Here is a 22,195-nt window from a genome sequence, read left to right as displayed (position 1 = left end):
GCTGGAAAAGCTCGATTGCGCGGGGGGCGCAACAGGCCGGCCGGATGCGGAAGCGATTCCGGCGCCGGGGGAAACCGTGCGCAGGCTCGACATGCTGCCGATTCCCGCAGCGCTGCTGGCGCTTGGCGCCGGTGGCCTGGCGATCGAAGCATCCAATCGGGCGTTTCACGATGCCGGCTTCGCGCTCGATCGCCGCCCGTCGGCGCTCGTTCGGGCACTGGGCACCGAGATCGAGGATTTCCTCGCCTCGGACGCCGACCAATATGAGATGACGTGGCAGGCGGGCGACCCGATCGAGTGCCGCCACTATCGGGTCACGCTCGCGCGGGCGCATCATTCGGGCGCCACCCGCTGCCTCGTCACGCTGGTCGATCGCACCGCCGAGGTGCGCACCGAGCAGCATCTACGGCGCGAAATGTTGACCGACAGCCTGACCGGGCTGCCCAATCGAGCGGGCTTCTCGGACCGGCTCGAATCGATGATCGAGGCGGGCAAGGTGGCATCGTGCGCGGTGCTGGTGGTCGATCTCGACCGGTTCAGCCGCGTCAACGCCTGCCTAGGCGCGCTGGCGGGCGACGAACTGCTGATCACTGTCGCGCGCCGGATCAAGGGTGCGTTGCGCGTGCGCGACACGCTGGCGCGGATCGGCGGCGACGAATTCGGCATCCTGATGGCGATCGACGAAACGCCCGACGAGGCCGATCGCGTCGCCGCGCGCATCCGCAGCGCGCTGGCGACACCGTTTCGCCTTTCCGATCTCGAATTCCATATCGACTGCGCGATCGGCGTGGCGTTCGGCACCGCGTGTCTCGACGACCCGGACGTGCTGATCCGCCACGCGCAATTTGCGGTCAAGCGATCGAAGACGAGCGGGCTGGTCGAGGCGTATCAGCCGCGCGCGCTGACGCTGGCGCACGCCCAGTTCGAGATGGAGACCGCGCTTCGCCGCGCGATCGACAATGGCGATCTCAGGCTCACCTTCCAGCCGATTTGCGATCTCGGCACCGGCCTGGTGACGGGGTTCGAAGCGCTTGCGCGCTGGACCGACGAGACGGGAACCGCCCATCCGCCGTCGGATTTCATCCCGGTCGCCGAGGAATCGGGGCTGATCGTGCCGCTGGGGCGCTGGGCGCTCGACAAGGCGGCGGCGACGCTCGTCGAATGGGATGCGCGCGCCGGCGGCGATTGCGGGGTGCGGGTCGCGGTCAACCTGTCGGCGATCCAGCTCCAGCGCGACGATATCGCCCCCGTCGTCGAACGCGTGGTCGACTCGAGCGGGCTGACGGGCAACCGCCTCACGCTCGAACTCACCGAAAGCGCGTTCATCACCGATCCCGATCGGATCGCGCGCACGATGCACGCCTTGAAGGAGATCGGCTGCACCGTCGCGATGGACGATTTCGGCACCGGCTATTCGAACCTCGCTTCGTTGCAGAAGCTCCCCATCGACGTGCTCAAGATCGACCAGAGCTTCATCATGGGGCTGCTCGCCGATCGCGACAAGGTGGCGATCGTGCGGGCGATCCTGAGCCTTGCCCAGGCGCTGGGCATGGACACCACCGCCGAAGGCGTCGAGACGCCCGAACTCGCGCAGACGCTCACCGCGCTGGGCTGCACCTACGGCCAGGGCTATGCCTTCGCGCGCGCGCTCGATCCCGATGCGGCCTACGCTTATCTGGTCGCGCGCAACCATTCTTCGGCGGCCTGATCGGCGAGCTGTTCGGCGCGGTTGGCGGCCGGGAACCCTTCGTCGATCCACTGCCGCTCGATCCGCCGCAACAGCCGGGCGACATCCGGCCCGGCCTTGACGCCACGCCGCACCAGCGCGCCGCCGCCGATCGGCAGGCCGGGCGGTGTCCAGTGGGCGATGCGTGCCGCCTCGGCCGGGGCATCCGCCAGCAGCAGCGCATCGACCGCGCCGCCGGCGCCGCGGCGATAGGCCAGCGCCTCGCTGGTCGCCTCGTCGATCGGCGCCTGCGCGACGGCGAGCCGCTTGCGCTCGGCATTGGAGAGCTTGAGCCGGGCGGCGATCGCGGCGGCGGTCTCGGGCTCCGCCGGCAGCAGCGCCGCCAACCGCCGGATCGGATTGGGGGAAATCGCGGCGGCGGCCTCGGCCCCGGCGAGCCGCGCCAGCCGATCGACGCCGCCGGCATCGATTTCGGGCACGATCGGCGCGAAGATGCCGCGCGCCAGCATCAGCCGCACCACCGGCACTGCATTCCGCGCGACCAACAGCTTGCGCACCTCCATCGCGATCCGTTCGCGCGAGAGCGCCATCAGGTCGTTGGCGCGCGCGGTGCAGGCGTCGAGCCCAGCGGGATCGGGCGTATCGCCGAAGCGCGCGTGGAAACGGAAATAGCGCAGGATGCGCAAATGATCCTCGGCGATGCGCTGCAAGGGATCGCCGATGAAGCGCACGCGGCCCGCCGCGAGATCGTCGAGCCCCCCGAAATAGTCGAACAATTCGCCCGTCAGCGGATCGGCGTAGAGCGCGTTGATCGTGAAATCGCGCCGCGCGGCGTCTTCGCGCCAGTCGTCGGTATAATCGACGATCGCGTGGCGGCCGTCGGTCGAAACGTCGCGGCGCAGCGTCGTCACCTCGACTGGGCCGCTGTCGAGCACCGCGGTGATCGTGCCGTGCGCGAGGCCGGTCGGCACCGCCTTGATCCCGGCCGTGCGCAGTCGATCGAGCACCTCCTGCGGCGGATGGCGCGTCGCGAGATCGACATCGGCGACGTCGAGCCCGATGCCGAGGAGTGTATCGCGCACCGCGCCGCCGACGATGCGGGTCTCGCCCCCGGCCGCGCCGAGCACGTCGACGAGCTGCGCCAGCCCCGCGCGCCGGCGCCAGGCGGCGTCGGGAAGCGTCACGCGGTCCATCGCAGCCGCCGCGACAGGTTGACGATCATCGCCGCGGTGGCGCCCCAGATACGGTGGCCGTCCCAGCTAATCTCGTAATAATGGCGGTCGCGGCCCTGCCATTCGACGCTCGCCTCGACATGGTTGGCGCCGTCGAGCAGGAAAGCGAGCGGCACCTCGAACACCTCGGCGACCTCGGCCTCGTGCGGCGTCAGCACCAGATCGGGCGGCACGACGCCGACGATCGGCGTCACCTCGAACCCGGTGACCGTACGATAGCGATCGGCCGCGCCGATCACGGTGACGCGCGCCGGCGGCAGGCCGATCTCCTCCTCGGCCTCGCGCAGCGCGGCGGCGGTCACATCGGCATCGCCCGGATCGACGCGGCCGCCGGGAAAGGCGATCTGGCCGGGATGGCGGCTCAGCGTTTCGGTGCGCTGGGTGAGGATCACCCCCGGCTCGGCGCGGTCGGTGACGGGCACCAGCACCGCGGCGGGCATGATCGAGCCGCCCCGGCCGCGGATGTCGTCGTCGCGCTCGTCGCCCGCGAGCAGGACGATGCCTTCGGTCGGATGGTCGAGCGCGCTGCGCAGGCGATCGGTGAGCGTCATCCGGCGTCCAATGCGAAAAACGCGCCATCGCTCCACACCCCGGCGGGGGTGTCGCCGCCGGCCAGCGCACGCTCGGCGAGGTCGTAGAATACCGGCCGCGCGATCAGCGCGTCGAGCCCGCCACGCACGCGCAGATAGGGGCGCGGGCCGTCGCTGCCGTGCGCGAGCCGCAACGCGTTGTCCGGCCCCGCCGTTACTATGTCGCCCGTGTTGAGCCGGAAAGCGAGCCGCGCGCGTGCGCCGTCACCCTCGGCCTTCATCTCGACCGCGACGAAGGGGGCGTCGTCGACCGCGATTCCCAGTTTCTCGGCGGGTGTCACCAGCACATAGCCGCCATCGGGCTCGCGCCGCAGGATCGTCGAGAACAGTCGCACCAGCTCGGCGCGCCCGATCGGGCTGCCTTGGTGGAACCAGGTGCCGTCGGCGGCGATGCGCATCTCGCTGTCGCCGCAATGCGCCGGGTGCCACCGATCGACCGGCGGCAACCGCCGATCGCGCGCGAAGGCGGCGATGGCATCGAGCGACAGCGCGGCGAAATCGGGTTGGGCGGGCATCGGCATCGGCCGCTGGGTAGGCGAGCCGCGCGGGTGCGGCAAGTTCGGGGCGGGGGGTTCGGTCCAGGGAGGTATGCAAATCCGGAGTTTGTTTGAGAAATCGCGGAAGAGCGATTTCCGAGGCCACACCGGCCCGCTCCCCCACCCCACCTCCCATGCAAGTATAATGACTTGGGAGGTGGGGTGGGGGAGCGGGCCGGTGCGAGTCTCTAACAAAAACGCGGCCCGAGCAGGCCGGGGCGATCGGGGATATCGGCGCCGCGCGCGAGCAGGCGGTGGCGCTCGACTGGCCCGGGCAGGCGCCATTGGCCGGTCCGATCGGCGGTGAAGCCGAAGAAGCGCCCGTAATATTCGGGATCGCCGACAAGCATCAGCCGTTCGCTCGCGCCGATCGCGGCCGCGGCGGCGAGCATCTTTTCCATCAGCAGGTGCCCCAGCCCGTGTTGCTGCCGCGGCGGATCGATCGCGACCGGGCCGACCATCACCAGCGGCCAGGCACGGCCATCGTCGCCCGCAAGCGCCACCGGCCAGCACTGGATCGTCCCGAGGAGCGCGCCATCCTCGACGAGCGCAAGGCTCAGCGCCGCGATCGGCGCCGTGCCTTCGCGCACCTTATAGGCGGTCCGCGCGTGCCGATCGGTGCCGAACGCGCGGTCGAGCAAGTGCTCCACGGCGGCGTCGTCGATCTCGGAAAGGGGCACGAACTGCGGCACCGGGCATATCCTCCAGGGCCGGCACGATGGACGGCCGGGGCGGCGCGCTTTAGCTCTGTGAGAGGTTCTGGCAAGCGCGAATCACGAAAGGGCGGTGATCGGGATGAAGCTGTACGATGCCGAATGGGCGCCGAGCCCGCGCCGGGTGCGCGTCTATCTCGCCGAAAAGGGGATCGAGGTCGAACGCGTCATGGTCGATCTGCGCTCGGACGAGCAGCGCGGTGACGCCTATCTCGCGATCAACGCGCGCGGGGCGGTGCCTGCGCTCGAACTCGACGATGGCGAAGTGATCTGCGAATCGGCGGCGATCTGCCGCTATTTCGAAGCTCTCCAGCCCGATCCGCCGCTGTTCGGGACGAGCCCGATCGAGATCGCGCGAATCGAATCGTGGACGCGGCGGATCGAGAATGATGGCTATACCGCCGTGGTCTACGCCTTCCGCAACAGCCGCGATGCGTTCAAGGATCGCGCCGCATCGGGGAAATGGCCGCCGATTCCACAGATTCCCGAGTTAGCGACGCGCGGGGCGATCATGTGGAATGCCTTCGTCGAGGGGCTCGATGCGCGGCTGGGCGAGACCGAATGGATCGCGGGCGGCGGCTACAGCTTCGCCGACATCACCGCGCTGGTGACGATCGATTTCGCCCGCGCGACGCGGCTCGCGGTGCCCGAGGGCGACGGCAACATCGCGCGCTGGCACGCCGCCGCGACCGCCCGGCCGAGCGCGGCGGCCTGAAAGGGAGTTTGCTTGGGAAATCGCGGGAGAGCGATTTCCGCGCCGGGGCCGCAATGCGCCATAGGCGCATTCCCAATAGAAGTCCGGTGCCGCCAGACAGAGCATACGCCCGTTGCCGTTTGCTGAGGGCGGGCCTAAGGGCGCGGCCATGCAGCGCGACCGTCTCCAGCTCGAAGTCCACGATCTCGAAGCGCCGGTGCTCACCGGCATCTATTCGGAGGAGACGCACCTGCCGCAGCCGCTCAGGATTTCGCTGACGGTCGATCTCGATTGCCCCGATCGCTTCACCCCCGATTCGCCGCTGGGCGATTCGAAGAATTATCTCGATCTCAAACGCGCGGCGACCGACCTGCCCGAGGGCCGGCACTTCATATTGATCGAGGGCGTCGCGGACTTTATCGCCGAAACGTTGTTTCTACAGGACGAACGCGTCGCGCGCGTCGCGGTGCGAATCGTCAAGCTCGCGATCGCCGAGGCGGGCGAATCGATCGGGATCACGCTGGTGCGTCACCGCCGCTGAGAGTTGGATTCGAACCGGTGCCGAATCGTCAATAAGAGTGGCTGCGATCGCACGGGCCGAGCGAGCGCAGCACGAACCGGTAATCGGCGCGGGCCTGGCTGGCGCTCGCCGGATCGGCCGTATCGAGGCTCGATTGGGGCAGTTCGGGCGGTAGCGCGCAGGCGAGGCGATACCAGAGCAGCGTATCGGGCCGGGGCGGGGCCGCCGCATTGTCGACGATCTCGCTCAATGCGACCGCCCAGCGCTTCTGCTCGCCGGGCCGGCTCAGGATGCTGAGCGAGACCGGGCTGCCGTCGGCGGTCGCGAGGAAAATCTGCGTCTCGCCCTCGCCGGGAAGTGATCCGGGCACATGGAAGGCATTGCCCACGCCGGTGATCACCGGCGGTGCATCGGCCGCCACCGCGTCGCGCGCGATCCGGCGCGCCAGCGCGTCCGCCGCGGGCGACCACGGGCGCTGCGCGTCGGGCGCGACGAGCTGGATCTGATCGGGCCGATTCGCGACCGGGCGGGCGAACAGCAGCACGCGCAGATGCTTCAACTTGGGGGTCTTGCCCAGCGAATCGACCGGCACGTCGACCAGATAGCCGACCTTTTTGGGGATGCCCGACGATCCACGGATCAGCGTCTGAACCTCGGCATTGACGTAGAATCGCATCATGCCGGGCGCGACGCCGGCGGCCTCCTCGCCCTTGATTCGCACGACGCTGGCGATCACGGCGTCGACGATCATTGGCGCGGCGAGAACGAGATCGGCGAAGTCGGCATAGCGCGGGCCGGAAAGCGCGTATCTTCCCGGTTGTTCTGCATTTTGTCCGAAAGCGGGACTGACGAGAAGCAGCGGCGCGGCGGCCGCCGCGAGGAGCGCCTTGGGAACGTAAAACATGCGTGTAGCGTTACGCGATACCAATCGTTCTATACAGAAATAATTCTGCAAGACGCCGTTTGTACGTTTATTGCGTGAGACAAGGCGTTGCGTCGAGCGATTGGTGTCGATAGAGACTCGCGATCTCTGCCGGGCTGGGTTAGCCTGAACGGGATTGGTCGGCCTGACGGGATCGAATGAGATTAAGCCGGACCTGTCATTGGGATTGAGGGAGTGTCGTTTCTGAATGGCCTACGCTGATAGGAATGCGAGCGGAAGTCGCGTAGTGGCGCTGGTGATTGTCGGCCTGCTCCACGTTGCGCTCGGCTATGCCTTCGTGACCGGCCTGGCGTACCAATACGTCAAGAAGGTTTCGGAGAAGTTGAACACGTTCGACGTCGAGCCACCGCCACCGCCACCGCCGGACGAGCCGCCGCCGCCGCCGCCGCCCGACCAGCCGATGACGCCGCCGCCGGTGGTGTCGCCGCCGCCGATCGTGCGCACGCCGTCGCCGCCGGTTATCATGAACACCGTGCCGACGCCGCCCAAGGTGTATGTGCCGACGCCGATCGCCGTGCCGCCCGCGCCGCCGGCGCCGCCCGCGCCGCGCGTCGACCAGTCGGCGAAGATCCGCGGCAATGCAGGTCGGTTTTTCGGGCCGGACAACTATCCGTCGCAGGCGAAACGCGAGAATGCCGAGGGCACGACGCGCGTTCGCCTGACAGTGGGGACCGATGGCAAGGTCACCAACTGTGCCGTCACGTCATCGAGCGGCAACGATTCGCTCGACGACACGACGTGCCGCATCTTCCGATCGAGGGTGCGCTTCACGCCGGCGAAGGACCAGAGCGGCAATCCGATTTCGGATTCGCTCACACAATCGGTCACGTGGAAGTTGACCGGCTGACCGCCGGTTTCGGGAGCGCAGGGTGGCGATCACGCCGCCCCGCGTGACCCGGTCTCCAGTTCGAAATATTGATCTAACAAGGAACAACGCCAAATGCTCATGACCATTCTTGCCGCGGGCGCCGCGGCCCCCGCGGGCGACAATCCGTATGGCCTCATCCCCGCTCTTCGCGAAGGCGGCCTGATTTCGCAGGTGACGTTCGGCATTCTCGTCATCATGTCGATCGTCTCGTTCTACATCCTGTTCACCAAGCTGTTCGAACAGCAGAAGATCATGAACCAGGCCAAGCGCGTCCGGCAGAGCTTCTGGAATTCGCCCAATCTGCGCGAAGCCGCGGCCAAGCTCGAGAAGAACTCCGCGTACAAGCAGATCGTCGACGACGGGCTTGCCGCGCAGGACCAGCACGCCCAGTTGACCGATCCGGTCGAGGCGCATGATTGGGTTCACGGCTCGCTCGCGCGGTCGGAAGCGGCGATCAACTCGAAGCTCGGCTCGGGACTCGCCTTCCTCGCGACGGTCGGCGCCACCGCGCCGTTCATCGGCCTGTTCGGTACGGTTATCGGCATCTATCGCGCGCTCATCAAGATCGGTGCGGCCGGCCAGGCGTCGATCGACGCGGTCGCCGGCCCGGTCGGTGAGGCGCTGATCATGACCGCGCTCGGTCTCGTCGTCGCGGTGCCCGCCGTGCTCGCCTACAACTGGCTCCAGCGCCGCAACAAGTCGATCGCCGAAGACCTGTCGGCCTTCTCGAACGACGTGCTCGGCTATCTGGCGTCGGCCGGTTCGGTGAAGCCGACGAATGCGCCCGCCCGGGCGGCCGCCAAGCCGGCCGCGGCGACTGCCGCTGCCGCGCCGAAGCGCTCGTAAAATGACAGGAACCGGCGCCGGTACGCGGCGCCGGTTCTTCCGTCGCCGGATGAGTCGGCGGTAGACAAGAATGCAGAGGATAGCTCTCAAATGGCGATGAGCGTTGGTGGAGACTCCACCGAAACCCCGATGTCGGACATCAACACGACGCCGCTCGTCGACGTCATGCTGGTGCTCCTCATCATCTTCCTGATCGCGGTTCCGGTCGTGATCCAGTCGGTGCCGGTCAAGCTGCCCGACGTGCGCTTCGACCCGACCACGACCAAGCCCGAGAACGTGTCGCTCTCGATCAAGGCCGGTCCCACCGGTGACTGCGAAGTCTATTGGAACATGACCAAGGTGACGAGCCAGGAACTGCTCGACCGGGCGGTCGAGAAGCTCAAGCTCGAGATCGCGCGCCAGGGCGGGGTCAATGCCCCTGACCTCGAACTGCCCGAAGCCCATATCCGGGGCGACGTGGACACGCCGTATCATTGCATCGGCGGGGCGATCTACACCATGCAGATGGCGGGCTTCGCGCGCGTCGGCTTCATTTCCGAACCGCCCCCGGGCGGCAGCTCGGTGCGTCTGTGAGCGCGAGAGTCAGGAGTTACACGACATGTCAATGAGTGGTGGCCAAGACGACGGCGAACCGATGATGGAAATGAACACGACGCCGTTGATCGACGTCATGCTCGTTCTGCTCATCATGTTCATCATCACCATCCCCGTCCAGACCCACGCGGTTAAGGTCGATCTGCCGCAGAACGACCCCAATGCGCAGCAGAATCCGATCGAGCCGGACAAGAACAAGATCTCGATCGATCCCGCGGGCGTGGTGGCGTGGAACGGTGCGCCGGTCGACGATGTGACGCTGCGTCAGTATCTCGATCAGACGACGACGATGAACCCGGAGCCCGAACTGCACTTCCAGCCCGATCGCAACGCGCGCTACGCGAAGGTCGATGCGGTGCTGGCGATCATCAAGCGCTCGGGCGTGACCAAGCTGGGTTTCATCGGCAACGAGCAATATTATCGGGATTTCTAACCTTTTCGCGCCAGCGACGGCACGAAGTAAGGGCGGCCTTCGGGTCGCCCCTTTTTTATCGTCGCCGCTGCTTCAGAACCGCGCTGGCCCGGAGTCGATCCGGTTCCGATTGAACCGGAGCGACTCCAGATTTTCTCTTGTTCGCCGTGATTTCCGAGTCGCCGGATGAGTCCATCCGGCTCGAAATCACTCTATAGCCGGGGCAGCGTGACGCCGCGTTGGCCCATATATTTGCCGGCGCGGTCGGCATAGGTCGTCTCGCAGCGCTCGTTGCCTTGCAGGAACAGGAACTGGCACGCGCCTTCGTTGGCGTAGACCTTCGCCGGCAGCGGCGTCGTGTTCGAGAATTCGAGCGTGACATGCCCTTCCCAGCCGGGCTCGAGCGGGGTCACGTTGACGATGATCCCGCAACGCGCATAGGTCGATTTGCCGAGGCAGATCACGAGTACGTCGTCGGGCACGCGGAAATATTCCACCGTGCGGGCGAGCGCGAAGCTATTGGGCGGGATGACGCACACGTCGGTCTTGCGATCGACGAAGCTGTTCGCCGCGAAATTCTTGGGGTCCACCACCGCGCTGTCGACATTGGTGAAGATCTTGAACTCGTCGGCGACGCGCGCGTCATAGCCGTAGGAGGACAGGCCGTAGCTGATCATGCCCTCGCGGCGCTGGCCGTCCTCGAACGGCTCGATCATGGCATGGTTGCGCGCGGCGTCGCGAATCCAGCGGTCGGACATGATCGACATTCATTCGGTCTCCGGGATGATGGGTAAAAGGCGCGTCACAACGCCTTTTCGTAAATCTGGTACACTTTGTTGACGCGACTATCGATCGTCTCCGCGATCGCGCGCATCCCCTGGTTGTCGTCGAGGATCCAGCCGATCTCGCCGCGGGTCGCGCCATAATGGGCCACCGAGGCGCGGCGGATATACTCGATCATCATGAAGGCGAGCTGGCTCGCCATGCGCGACGATTGCAGCTCCTTGACAACCCCCATCAACGGCACCCGCATCGTGCGCACCTTGGGCTTGCGCAGCCACCACAACAGCTTCGCCCAGCCGAACGGCAGCAGGCTGCCCCCCAGCGGCTTGATCGCCTCGTTGAGATCGGGGAGCGTGATCATGAACGCGACCGGCCGGCCGTCGAGTTCGGCGATGCGGATCAGGTCGTTGAACACGATCGGCTTCAATTTCTTGCCGACATCGTCGATCTCGGGCTGGGTCAGCGGCACGAACCCCCAATTATCGGCCCACGCATCGTTGAGGATCGCAAGGATGATCGCGGCTTCGCGCTCGAACTGCGATTTGTCGACCTCGCGGATGACGATGCGATCATTGCGCTCGCCCGACTGGATGATGCGCTTGACGATCGGCGGGAATTCCTGGGTGATGTCGAGATCATAGGTCATCAACTGCTTGACGGGCGTGAACCCCGCGCGTTCGATCCAGTCGCGATATTCGGGCTTGGCGTGGCCCATCATCACCGTCGGCGGATGATCATAGCCTTCGATCAGCAGCCCCGGTTCCTCCCAGATCGACATGCTGATCGGCCCGATCACGCGCGTGATGCCGCGCTCGCGCAACCAGGCTTCGGCGGTGGCGAGCAGCGCGGTGAAAACCGCCTCGTCCACAGCTTCCATCAGCCCGAACTGGCCGCAGCCGGGGCCGAAGCCCTGCTCGGCGGGCATGGTCTGCGCCAGCGTGTCGATATGCGCCGAGATGCGCCCGACGATACGGCCGTCGCGCTCGGCGAGAAAGAGTTGCGCTTCGGCATGGCTGAACCAGCCGTTTTTTTCGGGCGTGATCAACCCCAGCGCCTCGGTCTTGAGCGGGGGCACCCAGTTGGGATCGTCGTGATAGAGGTGGAAGGGCAGGTCGACGAACGCCTTGCGATCGGCCTTGGAAAGGACGGGTCGGATCGTCAGGGTGTTTGCCACGTTCTGCCTTTCGATACAGGATCGCCGCGCTGTAGCGGGCGAAGATGGCGATGACGAGGCCGCATTTGTGTGGCAGGCGGCACCGGCCCTCTCCCCCGCCCCGCCTCCCAAGTAATTATACTGCATGGGAGGCGGGGCGGGGGAGAGGGCCGGTGCCGCAACCGGATTCAACCACGCCGCCTTTGATCGGCGCCGCTGATCGCTCTGATCGATCGACGTCGGCGACGTGTGACGATCTGGCACTGGCAACGCCATGCTCCAGCCACTATTTCTCGCCAATGCACCCGATCATGGATACCACGCTTCCCTCGAACGCGCGCCGCGCTGCGGCCGGGGCTGCGCCTGCGCCGCGGCTGCGGATCGCGGACGACAAGGCGATGCTGCGCGCCGCGGCGGAGCTGACGCGCGATCTCAATACGCCGCGCCCGGCGATCTATTGGGCCGATCTGCTGGCGTCGGTGGCGATCGGCTATGGTGCGTTGGCCGGTGCGGTCACGCTGACGGGCGGCTGGGCGGTCGCGGCCGGGGTGGTGGCGGTGCTCGCGCTCTATCGCGCGCTCAGCTTCATCCACGAACTGACGCATATCAAGCACGCTGCGATGCCCGGTTTCCGGCTCGGCTGGAATGCGCTGGTCGGCGTGCCGATGCTGACGCCCTCGTTCATGTACGAAGGCGTGCACAATCTGCACCACGCCAAGACGCGGTACGGCACCGCCGACGATCCCGAGTATCTGCCGCTCGCGCTGATGAAGCCGTGGACGCTACCCGCGTTCATCGTGATCGCGGCGCTGGCACCAGTGGGGCTGCTGATCCGCTATGCGATCCTGACGCCGCTGTCGCTGGTCGTGCCGGGGCTGCGCAAGACGGTGGTCGAGCGTTATTCGGCGCTGGCGATCAACCCGCGCTTTCGCCGCCGCGCGCCCGAAGGTGAGGCGAAGCGGCTGTGGCACCGCGTCGAGGCGGCGGCGAGCGTCTGGGCGATCGCGCTCCTCGCGCTGGTCGCGACGGGGGTGATCCCGCTCCCGACCTTCGCGATTGTTCTTGCGATCGCGTCGGGGGTCGCATTGCTCAACCAGGTGCGCACCCTGGTCGCGCATCTGTGGGAGAATGACGGCGAGCCGATGAGCGTCACCGCGCAATATCTCGATTCGGTCAACGTTCCCCCGCCGGCGACGCTGCCCGCGTTGTGGGCGCCCGTGGGGCTGCGCTATCACGCGCTGCATCACCTGCTGCCGGGCGTGCCCTATCATGCGCTTGGCGAGGCGCACCGCCGTATCACCGCCGCGGTGGAAGCCGATTCGCCCTATAACAAGGCAAACTACAAGGGCATGCCGGGGCTGATCGCCAAGATCGCGCGGAGCACGATGCGGCTCGGCTGATTGGCGGCACTGCCTCACATCAGCGGGTAGAACTCATTCCTCGGTGCGGATCAGCACCGCTTCGCCGATCATCAGGAACAGCAGGAACGGCGCCCACGCCGCGAGGAAGGGCGGATAAGCGCCGAGGCTGCCCATCGCGAGTGCGAAATTGTCGGCGACGAAAAAGGCGAAGCCCAGCGCCATGCCGATCACCGCGCGGACGAAGAGTTTGCCCGATCGCGCCAGCCCGAACGCCGCCACCGCGCCGAGAATCGGCATCAGCATCGCCGAAAGCGGCCCCGACAATTTGTGCCACAGCGCGCCCTCCAGCGTCTTGGTGGGGCGGCCCGCGGCATCGAGATCGTCGATCGCTTCCTTGAGCGCGCCGAACGACAATCCGTCGGCGTTGATATTGGAAAGCGTGAACTGATCGGGGCGTACGCCGTGGCCGATCACGACGCTGTCGAGCGTGGTGAGCCGGCCGCTGGCGACGTCGAAGCTCTTGACCGGGCCGATCCGCCAGCCGTCACCGTCGCGAACGCCCCGCGGCGCCGCCAGCATGCCGGTCAGCCGCCCGTCGGTGCGATCGTAGACGGTGACGGTGCCGAGCTGCGCTGCATCGCCCCGGCCGCGGATCTGGCCAACACGGATCAGATCGTCGCCGTCGCGCACCCAGACGTTGGTGCGATCGCCCCGATCGATCGGCAGCGGGCCGTATTCGACCGCCTTCCATTGATCGAGCGTCGCGCTGGCGCGCGCGACGATGCGGTCGTTGAACGCGAACGAGATCATCGACACCGCCAACCCCGCGAGGATCAGCGGCGCCAGCACCTGATGCGCCGACAGCCCTGCGCCCTTGAGCGCGATCACCTCGCTGTTCTGGTTCATCGTCGCGAGCGTGACGATCGTGCCGAGCAACACCGAGAAGGGGAGCACGAAGGCGATGATCTGCGGGCTGCGCAGTGAGACGTAGCGCCACACCTCGCCCTGGCCGTTGCCCGGAAACGCGAGAATATTGCCCGATTCGCTGAGCAGATCAAGCGTCTGGAGCACCAGTACCAGCGCGGCGACGATCACGAACGTCCGCACCAGGAACATCCGCACCATGTAGAAGGCCACGGTGCGCGACGGGAAGAAACTCGCCTGGCTCATGCGCGCGCCTTGCGGCGGCCGGGCAGCCAGCGCGTCACCGCCTTGGCGAGCTTGGCGAAGGCGCGTTCGAGCCCGCCGATCGGCTGGCCGCCGGGCACATAGGCGATCGTGTGGTACATCCACAGGATCAGCGCGGCGAAGATCAGGAACGGCACCCACAAGGCGATCAGCGGATCGATGCGGCCGAGCCCGCCGATATCGGCGGCGTATTGGTTCACCTTGTGGTAGCTGACGATCATCACGATGCCCAGGAACACGCCGAGCGCCGAGGTCGATCGCTTGGGCGGCACCCCCAGCGAGACCGCGAGCAGCGGCAGCAGCAGCATCGTCGCGACCTCGGCGATGCGGAAATGGAATTCGGCGCGCGAGGTATCGCGCACTTCCGCCGACGCGCCGGGATCGCGGCTGTAGCGCACCAGCTCGGGCAGCGTACGTTCGAGGTTGCGGCCGCCGCGCGCGCGGAAGGTTTCGAACTTGGGCAGGTTGATCGGCAGATCGTGCGAGGTGAAGGTGAGCACGCGCGGCGTCCGGTATCCGGGCGCGTCGTTGACCAGCGTGCCGTTGGTCAGCCGGAAGATGATGACGTCGGGATCGTCGGTGGCGAGGAACTGGCCGCGCTCGGCATTGGCCGAATAGGAACTGCCCGTCTTGGTGTCGGCATGGACGAAGATGCCCGACAATTGCCGGCCGTCGTCGCGGCTGCGCTCGATCCTGAGCGTCATATCCTTGCCGAAATGCGTGAACTCGCCGACCTTGATCGAGGCGCCGAGCGCGCCCGAGCGCAGTTCGAAGCGCAGCCGTTCGTACTGGAAGCGCGCATAGGGCTGGACATAGCCGACGATCGCGAGGTTGAGTGCGGCGAGCACCAGCGCGTACATCATCGGCACGCGCAGCAGCCGCCCATAGCTCATGCCGAGGCCGCGCATCACATCGAGTTCGGACGAGGTGGCGAGCCGCCGGAAGGCGAGCATGATGCCGAGCAGTAGCCCGATCGGGATGCCGAGCCCCAGATATTCGGGCAGCAGATTGGCGAGCATCCGCCAGACGACGCTGATCGGCCCGCCCTCGGTCGCGACGAACTCGAACAATCGCAGCATGCGATCGAGCACGAGCAGCATCGCCGCGATCAGCAACGTCGAGATCAACGGCACCGCGATCAGCCGGGCCAGATAGCGATCGATCGATTTCATGGCGGTCGCGCCGGTGGTCCCGATAATGCGTGGAGCGCCCGCTATATCGGCGCGCGCGCCGCGCGTCAGCCCTATTCGGCGGCGACCCGGTGCGGCGGTGCGGCGCGTTCGACCGCCATCGCGGTCGCGATCGCGGCTTCGAGCCCGGCGAGCGTATACGGCTTGCGCAGGACGGTGTGCCCGTGGAAATCGGCCCCCGTCGCCTCGCCCGAATAGCCGGTGACGAACAGCACCGCGAGGTGGCGGTTGAGCGGCGCCAGTGCCGCGATCATTTCCGGCCCGGTCTGGGTGGGCATCAGCACGTCGGAGACGATCAGCTCGATCTGGGGATGCCGCGCGAGCACCGAGGGCGCGAGCAGCGGATCGCCGCACGCGATCGGGCGGTGGCCCAGTTCCTCGATCGCCCCGACCGTGGCGGCGAGCACGCGCGGATCGTCTTCGACGACGAGCACCTCGATCGCCCCGACGACGGGAAGGGCGGCGGGCTCGCCGGTCTCGCGGTCGGCCGCGGCGACCGCTTCGCCGACGTGACGCGGCAGGTAGACGGTGACGGTGGTGCCCTCGCCGGGCGTCGAGGCGATCGCGATCTCGCCGTCCGACTGGCGCAGGAAGCCGAAGATCTGGCTGAGGCCGAGCCCGGTGCCCTTGCCGACCGGCTTGGTGGTGAAAAACGGCTCGAACACGCGCTCGAGCACGTCGGGCGTCATGCCGCAACCGGTGTCGGACACTGCGATGCGGACATAATCGCCCGCCGCGCACCGGCCGATCTCCTCGGCGGCGAGCGTCGCGCCGTCGACCGCGATCGTCAACGTGCCCCGCCCCTCCATCGCATCGCGCGCGTTGACGGCGAGGTTGAGCAGCGCGTTCTCGAGCTGGTGGCGATCGGCCCAGATCCGCCAGTCGGTGTCGCCCGTGCGCGTCTCGACCGTGATCGCATCGCCGATCGTGCGATCGAGCAATTCGGTCATCCCCGCGATCAGCGCGCCGGCGTCGATCGCTTCGGGAAGCAATGCTTCGGCGCGCGAGAAGGCGAGAAGGCGGCGCGTGAGCGCGGCGGCGCGGTTGGCGCCCTCGGTGGCGTTGTCGATATAGCGGGTCGCGGTCGCCGGATCGGTCGATACGTTGCGCTTTGCGAGTTCGAGCCCGCCTAGGACGACCGCGAGCATATTGTTGAAATCGTGCGCGATGCCGCCGGTAAGCTGGCCGACAGCCTCCATTTTCTGGACCTGGCGCAGCTTCGTTTCGGTTTCGGCGTTCTCGGCGGCCTGCTGCTTCAGTTCGGCGGTCGCATCGGCGATCATCTCCTCAAGGCCTTCGACCCGCAGCCGATCGGCCTCGGCCTCGGCGCGCGCGGCGGCGCGTTGGCCGAGCGCGCGCACGGCGAGCCAGCCGAGCACGATCATCGCGAGCACGATCAGCGTGCCGAACGCGACCAGGATCTTCACCACCCGGTTCGCGCGGTCGATCGTTGCCGCTGCCGTCTTGGTGCGATCGCCCAGCAGCGTGCGTTCGTGCGCGACGATCTCGTCGAGCATGCGGTTGACCGTATTGAGCGAGTCGCTTGCGCGAGCCTTGTAGAAGCGCGCCAGCGCCTGGCTGTTCTTGTTGTAGAAGGTGCTGAGCGCGGTATCGGAAAGCGCGGCGCCGCGTTCGGTATAGGCCGTGCGCAGACGGATGATCCGGGCCTGCTGGCCGGGATCGTCGCCGGTCACCTGGTCGAGTCGATCGAGTTGCCGCCCGGCGCGCGCCCATTGCTCGTAATAGAGTCGGCCGAGCTGGCGATCGCCCGAAATGACGTAGCGGCCGAGCGATGCCTCGGCCTGCCGGAGCGTGCTCGCCAGCCCGCCGGTCAGGATCATGACTTCGTAGCTGTGCGATTGCAGCCGCAGCGCGCGGTCCCGCTCGCGGTCGGCGCCCGATACGGTGATTACCAGCGCGGTGAGCACGCCGATCCCCAACACCGCCGCGACCACCAGCAAGATGATCCGCCAGTGGACGATCGGAGCCCCAGTCCCCGGATGTGCGCCCGCCATTTCGTCCATTCGTCGCTGAGTTTAGCCAAACGCGGGTCGCGCGCCTAGGGCATTGGTTCGGCTCAGCCGATCGCGCCCACGGCCTGCCCCGCGGCACGGAACATTTTTAGAATAGTGCTGATCTGCGCACTGCTATGTTCGGCGCACACCGAGCAGCGCAGCAGGAAAATGCCCGCGGGGGTTGCCGGCGGGCGCGCCATATTGACGTAAAGGCCGCCGTCGAGCAGCGCCTGCCACATCGCGACCGCTTGCTCTTGATCGTCCAGAAGGACCGCGATGACCGCCGAATCGGGTGTCTTGGTGCCGAGGGTGAAGCCCATTTCGGTGAGCCCGTTATGGAGCGTGCGGGCGTTTTCCCACAGATGTGCGCGCTTGTTGTGGGCGTGCATCAGCTTGCGGATCGAGACCTCCGCCGTCGCCACTACCGAGGGCGGCAGGCTGGCGGTGAAGATATAGGGGCGGCACGCGAGCCGGATCGCCTCGAACTTGGGATGGTTCGACACGCAGAAGCCGCCGACGGTGCCGACCGATTTGGAAAAGGTGCCGACGACGAAATCGACCTCGCCCTCCAGCCCCTGGTCTTCGTATACGCCGCGCCCGTTGGGGCCGAAAAAGCCCATCGAATGGGCTTCGTCGACCAGCACCATGCAGCCGTGCTTCTTCGCGACCGCGACCATGTCCTTGAGCGGCGCGATATCGCCGAGCATCGAATAGACGCCTTCGAGCACCACCAGCTTGCCCGCTTCGGCGGGCAGGCGGCCGAGCCGTTTGTCGAGGTCCTCGACCGAATTGTGGCGAAAGCGGACGATCTCGGCCACGCCCTGTTTGCAGCCGTCGTAGATCGATGCGTGGCTGTCGGCATCGAGGATGACGTAATCGCCCTTGCCCGCGAGCGTCGAGATCATCCCCAGATTGGCCATATAGCCGGTCGAAAAGACGATCGCGCCCGACATGCCGTAAAAGTCGCGCAGCGCCTGTTCGACGCCGACATGGTCGCGGAAGGTGCCGTTGAGCATCCGGCTGCCGTTGGTGCCCGATCCGAACTGGTCGAGCGCGTCCTTGCCCGCCTGAACCACGTCGGGATCGAAGGTCATCCCCATGTAATTATAGGTGCCGAGCAGGATCGTGTCCTTGCCCTTGATCACCGCTTCGGTGGGCGATTTCACCTGTTCCATGACGATCGCGAAGGGATCGGTGACGCCCGAATCGATCAGCGCCTGGCGTTCGGCGATCAGCGGATCGAACTTGCTCATCAGGTCGCGTGCGGGGGTGGTGGTATCGGTCATCGGCTCATAATCCCAACCGTTCGTCCCCGGACTTGATCCGGGGTTGTCGAAGCACCGTTCTTCTTACCGCTTCGAAGAAAGAACGGCCCTTCGACAAGCTCAGGGCGAACGGAATTATTGTGTCTTCAGTTTCTCGACCGCATCGACCAACTGGCCGACGGTCTCGATCTCGGCCTGCATGTTCATCGTGATCAGGATGTCGAACTCGTCCTCGATCGCGGCGACGAAATCCATCACCGTCAGGCTGTCCCATTCGAGATCGCCCTGGAAGGTCGTCGCCTCGCCCAGCGTGACGCCCTTCTTGTTGAAAGGCGCGATCAGTTCGGCAACCTTGTCGAAGGTCTGCTGGCGGTCGCTCATGGCTTGCTTTCACTTTTTGGTTGAATCCGCATCTGACGCGCAAATGCGGCGGCATTTCGGCTCGCCTATAGCAGCGAATGGGCACGATACCATCGCGCGGTCGCGGCAAGCCCTTCCAATGTCGGCACCTCGGGCCGCCAGAATGCTGGATCGGGGCGCTTTTCCGCGTCGATCCTCCAGTCGGGGTGGCAGAAATACGCCACCCGATCGGGCGTCAGCTTGGCGCGGGCGCCGCGCACCAGCCGGTCGCCGCGCGCGGCGAGGCGGAGCAACGGTTGCGGCAGCGCCATCGGCATTACCCGCTGGCCGACCGCGTGGCCGATCGCGCGTGCGAATTCGTCGTGGGTCCAGCCGCCGGGCTTGCCGTCATCGGCTTCGAGCACGCGGCGGTTGGAGCGCGCATCGACCAGTGCGAGCAGCAGCCGTGCCAGATCGGACACCTCGATCACCGAGAGTTTGCCCGGCGGCGGCAGCAAGGCGATTCCCCACCGCGCCAGCCGGAACAGGTCGCGCATCTCCATGTCGCCGGGGCCGTAGATCGCGGGCGGGCGCACCATCACCCAATCGAGTGCGGAGGCTTCGACGACCTTCTCGGCCTCTGCCTTCGACCAGCCATAGGCCGAGAGCGCGGGTTCGCGCGCGGCGAGCGACGAGACGTGAATGAAGCGCCGCACGCCCACCCGTTCGGCGGCGACGACGATCGCGCGCGTCCCCTCGACATTGCCCGCGACGAACCCTGCGCGATCGGGCGCATTGACCACGCCCGCGACGTGGATCACCGCGTCGGCGCCGGCGACCAGCCGGTCGAGCGAGTCTGGGGAATCGAGCGCACCATCGATCCAGACCACCCCCTCGCGCTCGGGCTGCGGCCGCCGGGTGAGCGCACGAACATCGTGACCTGCCGCGATCGCGCGATCGATCAGCGCCCCGCCGACGAACCCGGTGCCGCCGGTCAGCGCGAGCGTGCTCACACCAGCGCCATATGGTTGCGGTGGACCAGCGCGGCGCGCGGGGCGTGGCCGAGAATCTCGGTCAATTCGTCGGTGCGCTTGCCGATGATGAGGCGCGCGGCGGCTGAATCATATTCGCACAGGCCGCGCGCGATGCGACGGCCCTTGGTTGAGACGATCTCGACGATGTCGCCGCGCGCGAAATTGCCTTCGACCGCGGTGGCGCCCGCCGAAAGCAGGCTGTTGCCCGCGCGCAACGCCTTCGCCGCACCCTCGTCGACGCGGATCGTGCCGCCCGAGGTGAGGCCGCCTGCGATCCATGCCTTGCGTGCGGTCGGGTGGCCTTCGCCGACGAAGACCGTGCCGTGGCCGGTATGCGTGAAGCGCGCCAGCGCGTGTGGCCCGTGGCCCGAGATGATCGCGAGGTCGATCCCCGCGGCGGTCGCGATCCGCGCCGCCTCGATCTTGGAGACCATGCCGCCCGATCCCATGCCCGACGAGGATTTGCGATCGGCCATCGCTTCGATCTCGCCGTCGATCGTCTCGACGACGGGGATCAGCGTGGCGTCCGGGTTGGTGTGTGGGTTCGAATCGTACAGCCCGTCGATGTCCGACAACAGGATCACGCCGCTCGCGTCCGACGCCTGGCCGATCCGCGCGGCGAGGCGATCGTTGTCGCCGAAGCGGATGCGTTCGGTCGCGACGGTGTCGTTCTCGTTGATGATCGGGATGACGCCGAGTCCGAGCAGCCGGCCCAGCGTCGCCGATGCGTTGAGATAACGGCGGCGATCCTCGAGGTCGTCGAGCGTCACCAGCACCTGAGCGGCCGTCATCCCGCGCGCCGACAGCAGGTCGGACCACATGTGCGCGAGCGCGATCTGGCCGGTCGCGGCCGCCGCCTGCGCGTCTTCCAGGCTGTTGCGGCCGCCGCCCGGCAGTGCCAACCGTCGCGCGCCGAGCGCGATCGCGCCCGAGCTGACGATCGCGACCTGCTGCCCGGCTTGCGCGCGGCCGGCGATGTCGGCGACCAGCGTCTCGACCCAATCGGTATGGACTTCGCCTTCGTGGCTGACGAGCAGCGCCGAACCGACCTTGACGATCAGCCGCGGGCAGGTGCCGGGGGAAAAGCGGTTGGCTTCATTCTCCAAGCGCGTCTCCTGTCATTTCAAACGCCCGGCGCTTCATAGCGGCGACCATTCGATCGCCTCCTCTCCCTCGTCATTGTCGGGCACCGCGTCGGGCGCGGGGCCGAGCGCCTCGACCAATTTGTCGAGCACCCAGTCGACCCCCGTGCCGCCGACGCCCGAGACGGGGATGACCGGCGCGCCGCTTGCCTGTTCGAGTTCGGCCGACAGCGCGTCGATCAGTTCGTCGTCGAGTGTGTCGATCTTGTTGAGCGCGACGATCACGCGCTTGCCGTCGAGCCCCGCGCCATAAGCGGCGAGTTCGTCGCGTACGATGCCGTAGCTGGTGGCGACATCCTCGTCGTTCGCATCGACGAGGTGGAGCAGCACCCGGCAGCGCTCGATATGCCCCAGAAAGCGGTCGCCGATCCCCGCGCCTTCGGCTGCGCCCTCGATCAGGCCGGGAATGTCGGCGAGCACGAATTCGCGTTGCTTGTGGCGTACCACGCCGAGCTGGGGGCGGGTGGTGGTGAAGGCATATTCGCCCACCTTGGCCTGCGCGTTGGTGACCGCATTGATGAAGGTCGATTTGCCGGCATTGGGCAGCCCCACCAGCCCGGCATCGGCCAGCAGCTTGAGCCGTAGCCACACCCATGCCTCTTCGGACGGCCAGCCGGTGCCGTGCTGGCGCGGCGCGCGGTTGGTGGAGGTCTTGTAGCTCAGATTGCCGCGGCCGCCGTCGCCGCCGCGCAGAAACACCTCGCGCTGGCCCTCGCGCGTGAAGTCGAGCAGCACATGCTCCTTGTCCTCACTCAGGATCTGCGTGCCCACCGGCACCTTGATGATCAGATCGTCGCCGCCCGCGCCGGTGCGGTTCGATCCCGCACCGCCCTTGCCACGCGGCGCGCGGAAATGCTGGGTGTAGCGAAAGTCGATCAACGTGTTGAGGCCGTGGACTGCCTCGAAGATGATGTCGCCGCCCTTGCCGCCGTTGCCGCCGTCCGGCCCGCCGTATTCGATGAACTTTTCATGGCGAAAGCTCACCGCGCCGGGTCCGCCGGCGCCCGAGCGCACGAAGATTTTCGCCTGATCAAGGAAATGCATGGCCGCTAGATAGCGAAAGCTGCGGGTTTCGCCACCCCGCAGTCTG

Annotated in this window: 23 protein-coding genes; 8 read left to right on the top strand and 15 right to left on the bottom strand. The window is 67.0% G+C overall.

All coding sequences use genetic code 11. From position 1 onward, the window contains the following. Positions 1 to 91: 91 nt before the first annotated feature. Positions 92 to 1,708 (top strand): putative bifunctional diguanylate cyclase/phosphodiesterase, encoded by a 1,617-nt coding sequence (locus DFR49_RS09000; RefSeq protein ID WP_245968532.1) that lies wholly within the window; start codon positions 92 to 94, stop codon positions 1,706 to 1,708. Here DFR49_RS09000 and DFR49_RS08995 read toward each other — a convergent pair. From DFR49_RS08995 to DFR49_RS08980, 4 genes are all read right to left on the bottom strand, one after another. Further along, positions 1,672 to 2,880: a CCA tRNA nucleotidyltransferase gene (locus DFR49_RS08995; RefSeq protein WP_119035447.1), complete on the bottom strand. Its 1,209-nt coding sequence runs from the start codon at positions 2,878 to 2,880 to the stop codon at positions 1,672 to 1,674. The genes DFR49_RS09000 and DFR49_RS08995 overlap by 37 nt on opposite strands. After that, positions 2,868 to 3,470 carry a CoA pyrophosphatase gene (locus DFR49_RS08990; RefSeq protein ID WP_119035446.1) on the bottom strand — a complete coding sequence of 201 codons (603 nt, stop codon included), beginning with the start codon at positions 3,468 to 3,470 and terminating at the stop codon, positions 2,868 to 2,870. Before DFR49_RS08990 ends, DFR49_RS08995 begins: the two co-directional genes overlap by 13 nt. Then, positions 3,467 to 4,030, bottom strand: a complete 564-nt coding sequence (locus DFR49_RS08985; RefSeq protein ID WP_119035445.1) for a DUF1285 domain-containing protein — start codon at positions 4,028 to 4,030, stop codon at positions 3,467 to 3,469. Before DFR49_RS08985 ends, DFR49_RS08990 begins: the two co-directional genes overlap by 4 nt. A gap of 203 nt (positions 4,031 to 4,233) precedes the next feature. After that, the gene (locus DFR49_RS08980; RefSeq protein ID WP_119035444.1) at positions 4,234 to 4,737 is read right to left on the bottom strand and encodes a GNAT family N-acetyltransferase; all 504 of its coding nucleotides are present in this window, start codon (positions 4,735 to 4,737) and stop codon (positions 4,234 to 4,236) included. 103 nt (positions 4,738 to 4,840) lie between these two features. Here DFR49_RS08980 and DFR49_RS08975 point away from each other — a divergent pair, with 103 nt between their 5' ends. After that, positions 4,841 to 5,473, top strand: a complete 633-nt coding sequence (locus tag DFR49_RS08975) for a glutathione S-transferase family protein (protein ID WP_119035443.1) — start codon at positions 4,841 to 4,843, stop codon at positions 5,471 to 5,473. A gap of 148 nt (positions 5,474 to 5,621) precedes the next feature. Further along, positions 5,622 to 5,993 (top strand): dihydroneopterin aldolase, encoded by a 372-nt coding sequence (locus DFR49_RS08970; protein ID WP_119035442.1) that lies wholly within the window; start codon positions 5,622 to 5,624, stop codon positions 5,991 to 5,993. A 28-nt stretch (positions 5,994 to 6,021) separates the two neighbouring features. Here the strand turns inward: DFR49_RS08970 and DFR49_RS08965 are convergent, their stop codons facing one another. Then, on the bottom strand, positions 6,022 to 6,876 hold the full coding sequence (locus DFR49_RS08965) for a hypothetical protein (RefSeq protein ID WP_245968327.1): 855 nt from the start codon (positions 6,874 to 6,876) through the stop codon (positions 6,022 to 6,024). Between the two features lie 226 nt (positions 6,877 to 7,102). Here DFR49_RS08965 and DFR49_RS08960 point away from each other — a divergent pair, with 226 nt between their 5' ends. The 4 genes from DFR49_RS08960 to DFR49_RS08945 all read left to right on the top strand — a co-directional run bounded on the left by DFR49_RS08960 (position 7,103) and on the right by DFR49_RS08945 (position 9,656). Then, positions 7,103 to 7,762, top strand: coding sequence for an energy transducer TonB (locus tag DFR49_RS08960; protein ID WP_119035441.1), 660 nt, complete (start codon positions 7,103 to 7,105; stop codon positions 7,760 to 7,762). Positions 7,763 to 7,855: 93 nt separating this feature from the next. After that, positions 7,856 to 8,629, top strand: a complete 774-nt coding sequence (locus tag DFR49_RS08955) for a MotA/TolQ/ExbB proton channel family protein (protein ID WP_119035440.1) — start codon at positions 7,856 to 7,858, stop codon at positions 8,627 to 8,629. Between the two features lie 90 nt (positions 8,630 to 8,719). After that, the gene (locus tag DFR49_RS08950) at positions 8,720 to 9,202 is read left to right on the top strand and encodes an ExbD/TolR family protein (protein WP_119035439.1); all 483 of its coding nucleotides are present in this window, start codon (positions 8,720 to 8,722) and stop codon (positions 9,200 to 9,202) included. Between the two features lie 25 nt (positions 9,203 to 9,227). Further along, positions 9,228 to 9,656: an ExbD/TolR family protein gene (locus tag DFR49_RS08945; protein WP_119035438.1), complete on the top strand. Its 429-nt coding sequence runs from the start codon at positions 9,228 to 9,230 to the stop codon at positions 9,654 to 9,656. A gap of 191 nt (positions 9,657 to 9,847) precedes the next feature. On the opposite strand, the gene dcd is transcribed toward DFR49_RS08945, so the two are convergent. Further along, entirely contained in the window at positions 9,848 to 10,402 is a 555-nt protein-coding gene (gene dcd, locus DFR49_RS08940) for a dCTP deaminase (protein WP_119035437.1), read from the bottom strand. 35 nt (positions 10,403 to 10,437) lie between these two features. After that, a complete protein-coding gene (locus DFR49_RS08935) occupies positions 10,438 to 11,592 on the bottom strand; it encodes a GNAT family protein (RefSeq protein WP_119035436.1) in 1,155 nt (384 codons plus the stop codon). A 290-nt stretch (positions 11,593 to 11,882) separates the two neighbouring features. Between DFR49_RS08935 and DFR49_RS08930 the strand changes: the two genes are divergently transcribed. Next, positions 11,883 to 12,971 carry a fatty acid desaturase family protein gene (locus DFR49_RS08930; RefSeq protein ID WP_119035435.1) on the top strand — a complete coding sequence of 363 codons (1,089 nt, stop codon included), beginning with the start codon at positions 11,883 to 11,885 and terminating at the stop codon, positions 12,969 to 12,971. A gap of 33 nt (positions 12,972 to 13,004) precedes the next feature. Here DFR49_RS08930 and lptG read toward each other — a convergent pair whose 3' ends face one another. The 8 genes from lptG to obgE form a co-directional block, all read right to left on the bottom strand. Then, positions 13,005 to 14,102 carry an LPS export ABC transporter permease LptG gene (gene lptG, locus DFR49_RS08925; protein ID WP_119035434.1) on the bottom strand — a complete coding sequence of 366 codons (1,098 nt, stop codon included), beginning with the start codon at positions 14,100 to 14,102 and terminating at the stop codon, positions 13,005 to 13,007. After that, a complete protein-coding gene (gene lptF / locus DFR49_RS08920; RefSeq protein ID WP_211325851.1) occupies positions 14,099 to 15,292 on the bottom strand; it encodes an LPS export ABC transporter permease LptF in 1,194 nt (397 codons plus the stop codon). The genes lptG and lptF overlap by 4 nt, the downstream gene beginning before the upstream one ends. Positions 15,293 to 15,363: 71 nt before the next feature. After that, on the bottom strand, positions 15,364 to 17,325 hold the full coding sequence (locus DFR49_RS08915; protein WP_211325850.1) for an ATP-binding protein: 1,962 nt from the start codon (positions 17,323 to 17,325) through the stop codon (positions 15,364 to 15,366). Between the two features lie 62 nt (positions 17,326 to 17,387). Beyond that, entirely contained in the window at positions 17,388 to 18,611 is a 1,224-nt protein-coding gene (gene spt / locus DFR49_RS08910; RefSeq protein WP_119035432.1) for a serine palmitoyltransferase, read from the bottom strand. A 114-nt stretch (positions 18,612 to 18,725) separates the two neighbouring features. After that, positions 18,726 to 18,971, bottom strand: coding sequence for an acyl carrier protein (locus DFR49_RS08905; protein ID WP_119035431.1), 246 nt, complete (start codon positions 18,969 to 18,971; stop codon positions 18,726 to 18,728). A gap of 65 nt (positions 18,972 to 19,036) precedes the next feature. Then, positions 19,037 to 19,942, bottom strand: a complete 906-nt coding sequence (locus DFR49_RS08900) for an NAD-dependent epimerase/dehydratase family protein (RefSeq protein ID WP_119035430.1) — start codon at positions 19,940 to 19,942, stop codon at positions 19,037 to 19,039. Then, positions 19,939 to 21,069, bottom strand: a complete 1,131-nt coding sequence (gene proB, locus DFR49_RS08895; RefSeq protein WP_119035429.1) for a glutamate 5-kinase — start codon at positions 21,067 to 21,069, stop codon at positions 19,939 to 19,941. Before proB ends, DFR49_RS08900 begins: the two co-directional genes overlap by 4 nt. A gap of 33 nt (positions 21,070 to 21,102) precedes the next feature. Beyond that, a complete protein-coding gene (obgE, locus tag DFR49_RS08890) occupies positions 21,103 to 22,149 on the bottom strand; it encodes a GTPase ObgE (protein ID WP_119035428.1) in 1,047 nt (348 codons plus the stop codon). Positions 22,150 to 22,195 lie beyond the last annotated feature (46 nt).

The sequence above is a fragment of the Hephaestia caeni genome (assembly GCF_003550065.1).
GTDB classification, from domain to species: Bacteria; Pseudomonadota; Alphaproteobacteria; order Sphingomonadales; family Sphingomonadaceae; genus Sphingomonas; species Sphingomonas caeni_A.
Note: the sequence above shows the minus strand (reverse complement) of the source record. Positions and strands in the feature narration are given on the sequence as shown.

Coding starts and splice junctions, on each gene's coding strand:
- spt (WP_119035432.1), bottom strand. CDS start 18,611: ATGACCGATACCACCACCCCCGCACGCGACCTGATGAGCAAGTTCGAT.
- lptF (WP_211325851.1), bottom strand. CDS start 15,292: ATGAAATCGATCGATCGCTATCTGGCCCGGCTGATCGCGGTGCCGTTG.
- DFR49_RS08990 (WP_119035446.1), bottom strand. CDS start 3,470: ATGACGCTCACCGATCGCCTGCGCAGCGCGCTCGACCATCCGACCGAA.
- DFR49_RS08930 (WP_119035435.1), top strand. CDS start 11,883: ATGGATACCACGCTTCCCTCGAACGCGCGCCGCGCTGCGGCCGGGGCT.
- DFR49_RS08995 (WP_119035447.1), bottom strand. CDS start 2,880: ATGGACCGCGTGACGCTTCCCGACGCCGCCTGGCGCCGGCGCGCGGGG.
- DFR49_RS08985 (WP_119035445.1), bottom strand. CDS start 4,030: ATGCCGATGCCCGCCCAACCCGATTTCGCCGCGCTGTCGCTCGATGCC.
- DFR49_RS08975 (WP_119035443.1), top strand. CDS start 4,841: ATGAAGCTGTACGATGCCGAATGGGCGCCGAGCCCGCGCCGGGTGCGC.
- obgE (WP_119035428.1), bottom strand. CDS start 22,149: ATGCATTTCCTTGATCAGGCGAAAATCTTCGTGCGCTCGGGCGCCGGC.
- dcd (WP_119035437.1), bottom strand. CDS start 10,402: ATGTCGATCATGTCCGACCGCTGGATTCGCGACGCCGCGCGCAACCAT.
- DFR49_RS08965 (WP_245968327.1), bottom strand. CDS start 6,876: ATGTTTTACGTTCCCAAGGCGCTCCTCGCGGCGGCCGCCGCGCCGCTG.
- DFR49_RS08915 (WP_211325850.1), bottom strand. CDS start 17,325: ATGGCGGGCGCACATCCGGGGACTGGGGCTCCGATCGTCCACTGGCGG.
- DFR49_RS08950 (WP_119035439.1), top strand. CDS start 8,720: ATGGCGATGAGCGTTGGTGGAGACTCCACCGAAACCCCGATGTCGGAC.
- DFR49_RS09000 (WP_245968532.1), top strand. CDS start 92: ATGCTGCCGATTCCCGCAGCGCTGCTGGCGCTTGGCGCCGGTGGCCTG.
- lptG (WP_119035434.1), bottom strand. CDS start 14,102: ATGAGCCAGGCGAGTTTCTTCCCGTCGCGCACCGTGGCCTTCTACATG.
- DFR49_RS08955 (WP_119035440.1), top strand. CDS start 7,856: ATGCTCATGACCATTCTTGCCGCGGGCGCCGCGGCCCCCGCGGGCGAC.
- DFR49_RS08945 (WP_119035438.1), top strand. CDS start 9,228: ATGTCAATGAGTGGTGGCCAAGACGACGGCGAACCGATGATGGAAATG.
- DFR49_RS08970 (WP_119035442.1), top strand. CDS start 5,622: ATGCAGCGCGACCGTCTCCAGCTCGAAGTCCACGATCTCGAAGCGCCG.
- DFR49_RS08905 (WP_119035431.1), bottom strand. CDS start 18,971: ATGAGCGACCGCCAGCAGACCTTCGACAAGGTTGCCGAACTGATCGCG.
- DFR49_RS08960 (WP_119035441.1), top strand. CDS start 7,103: ATGGCCTACGCTGATAGGAATGCGAGCGGAAGTCGCGTAGTGGCGCTG.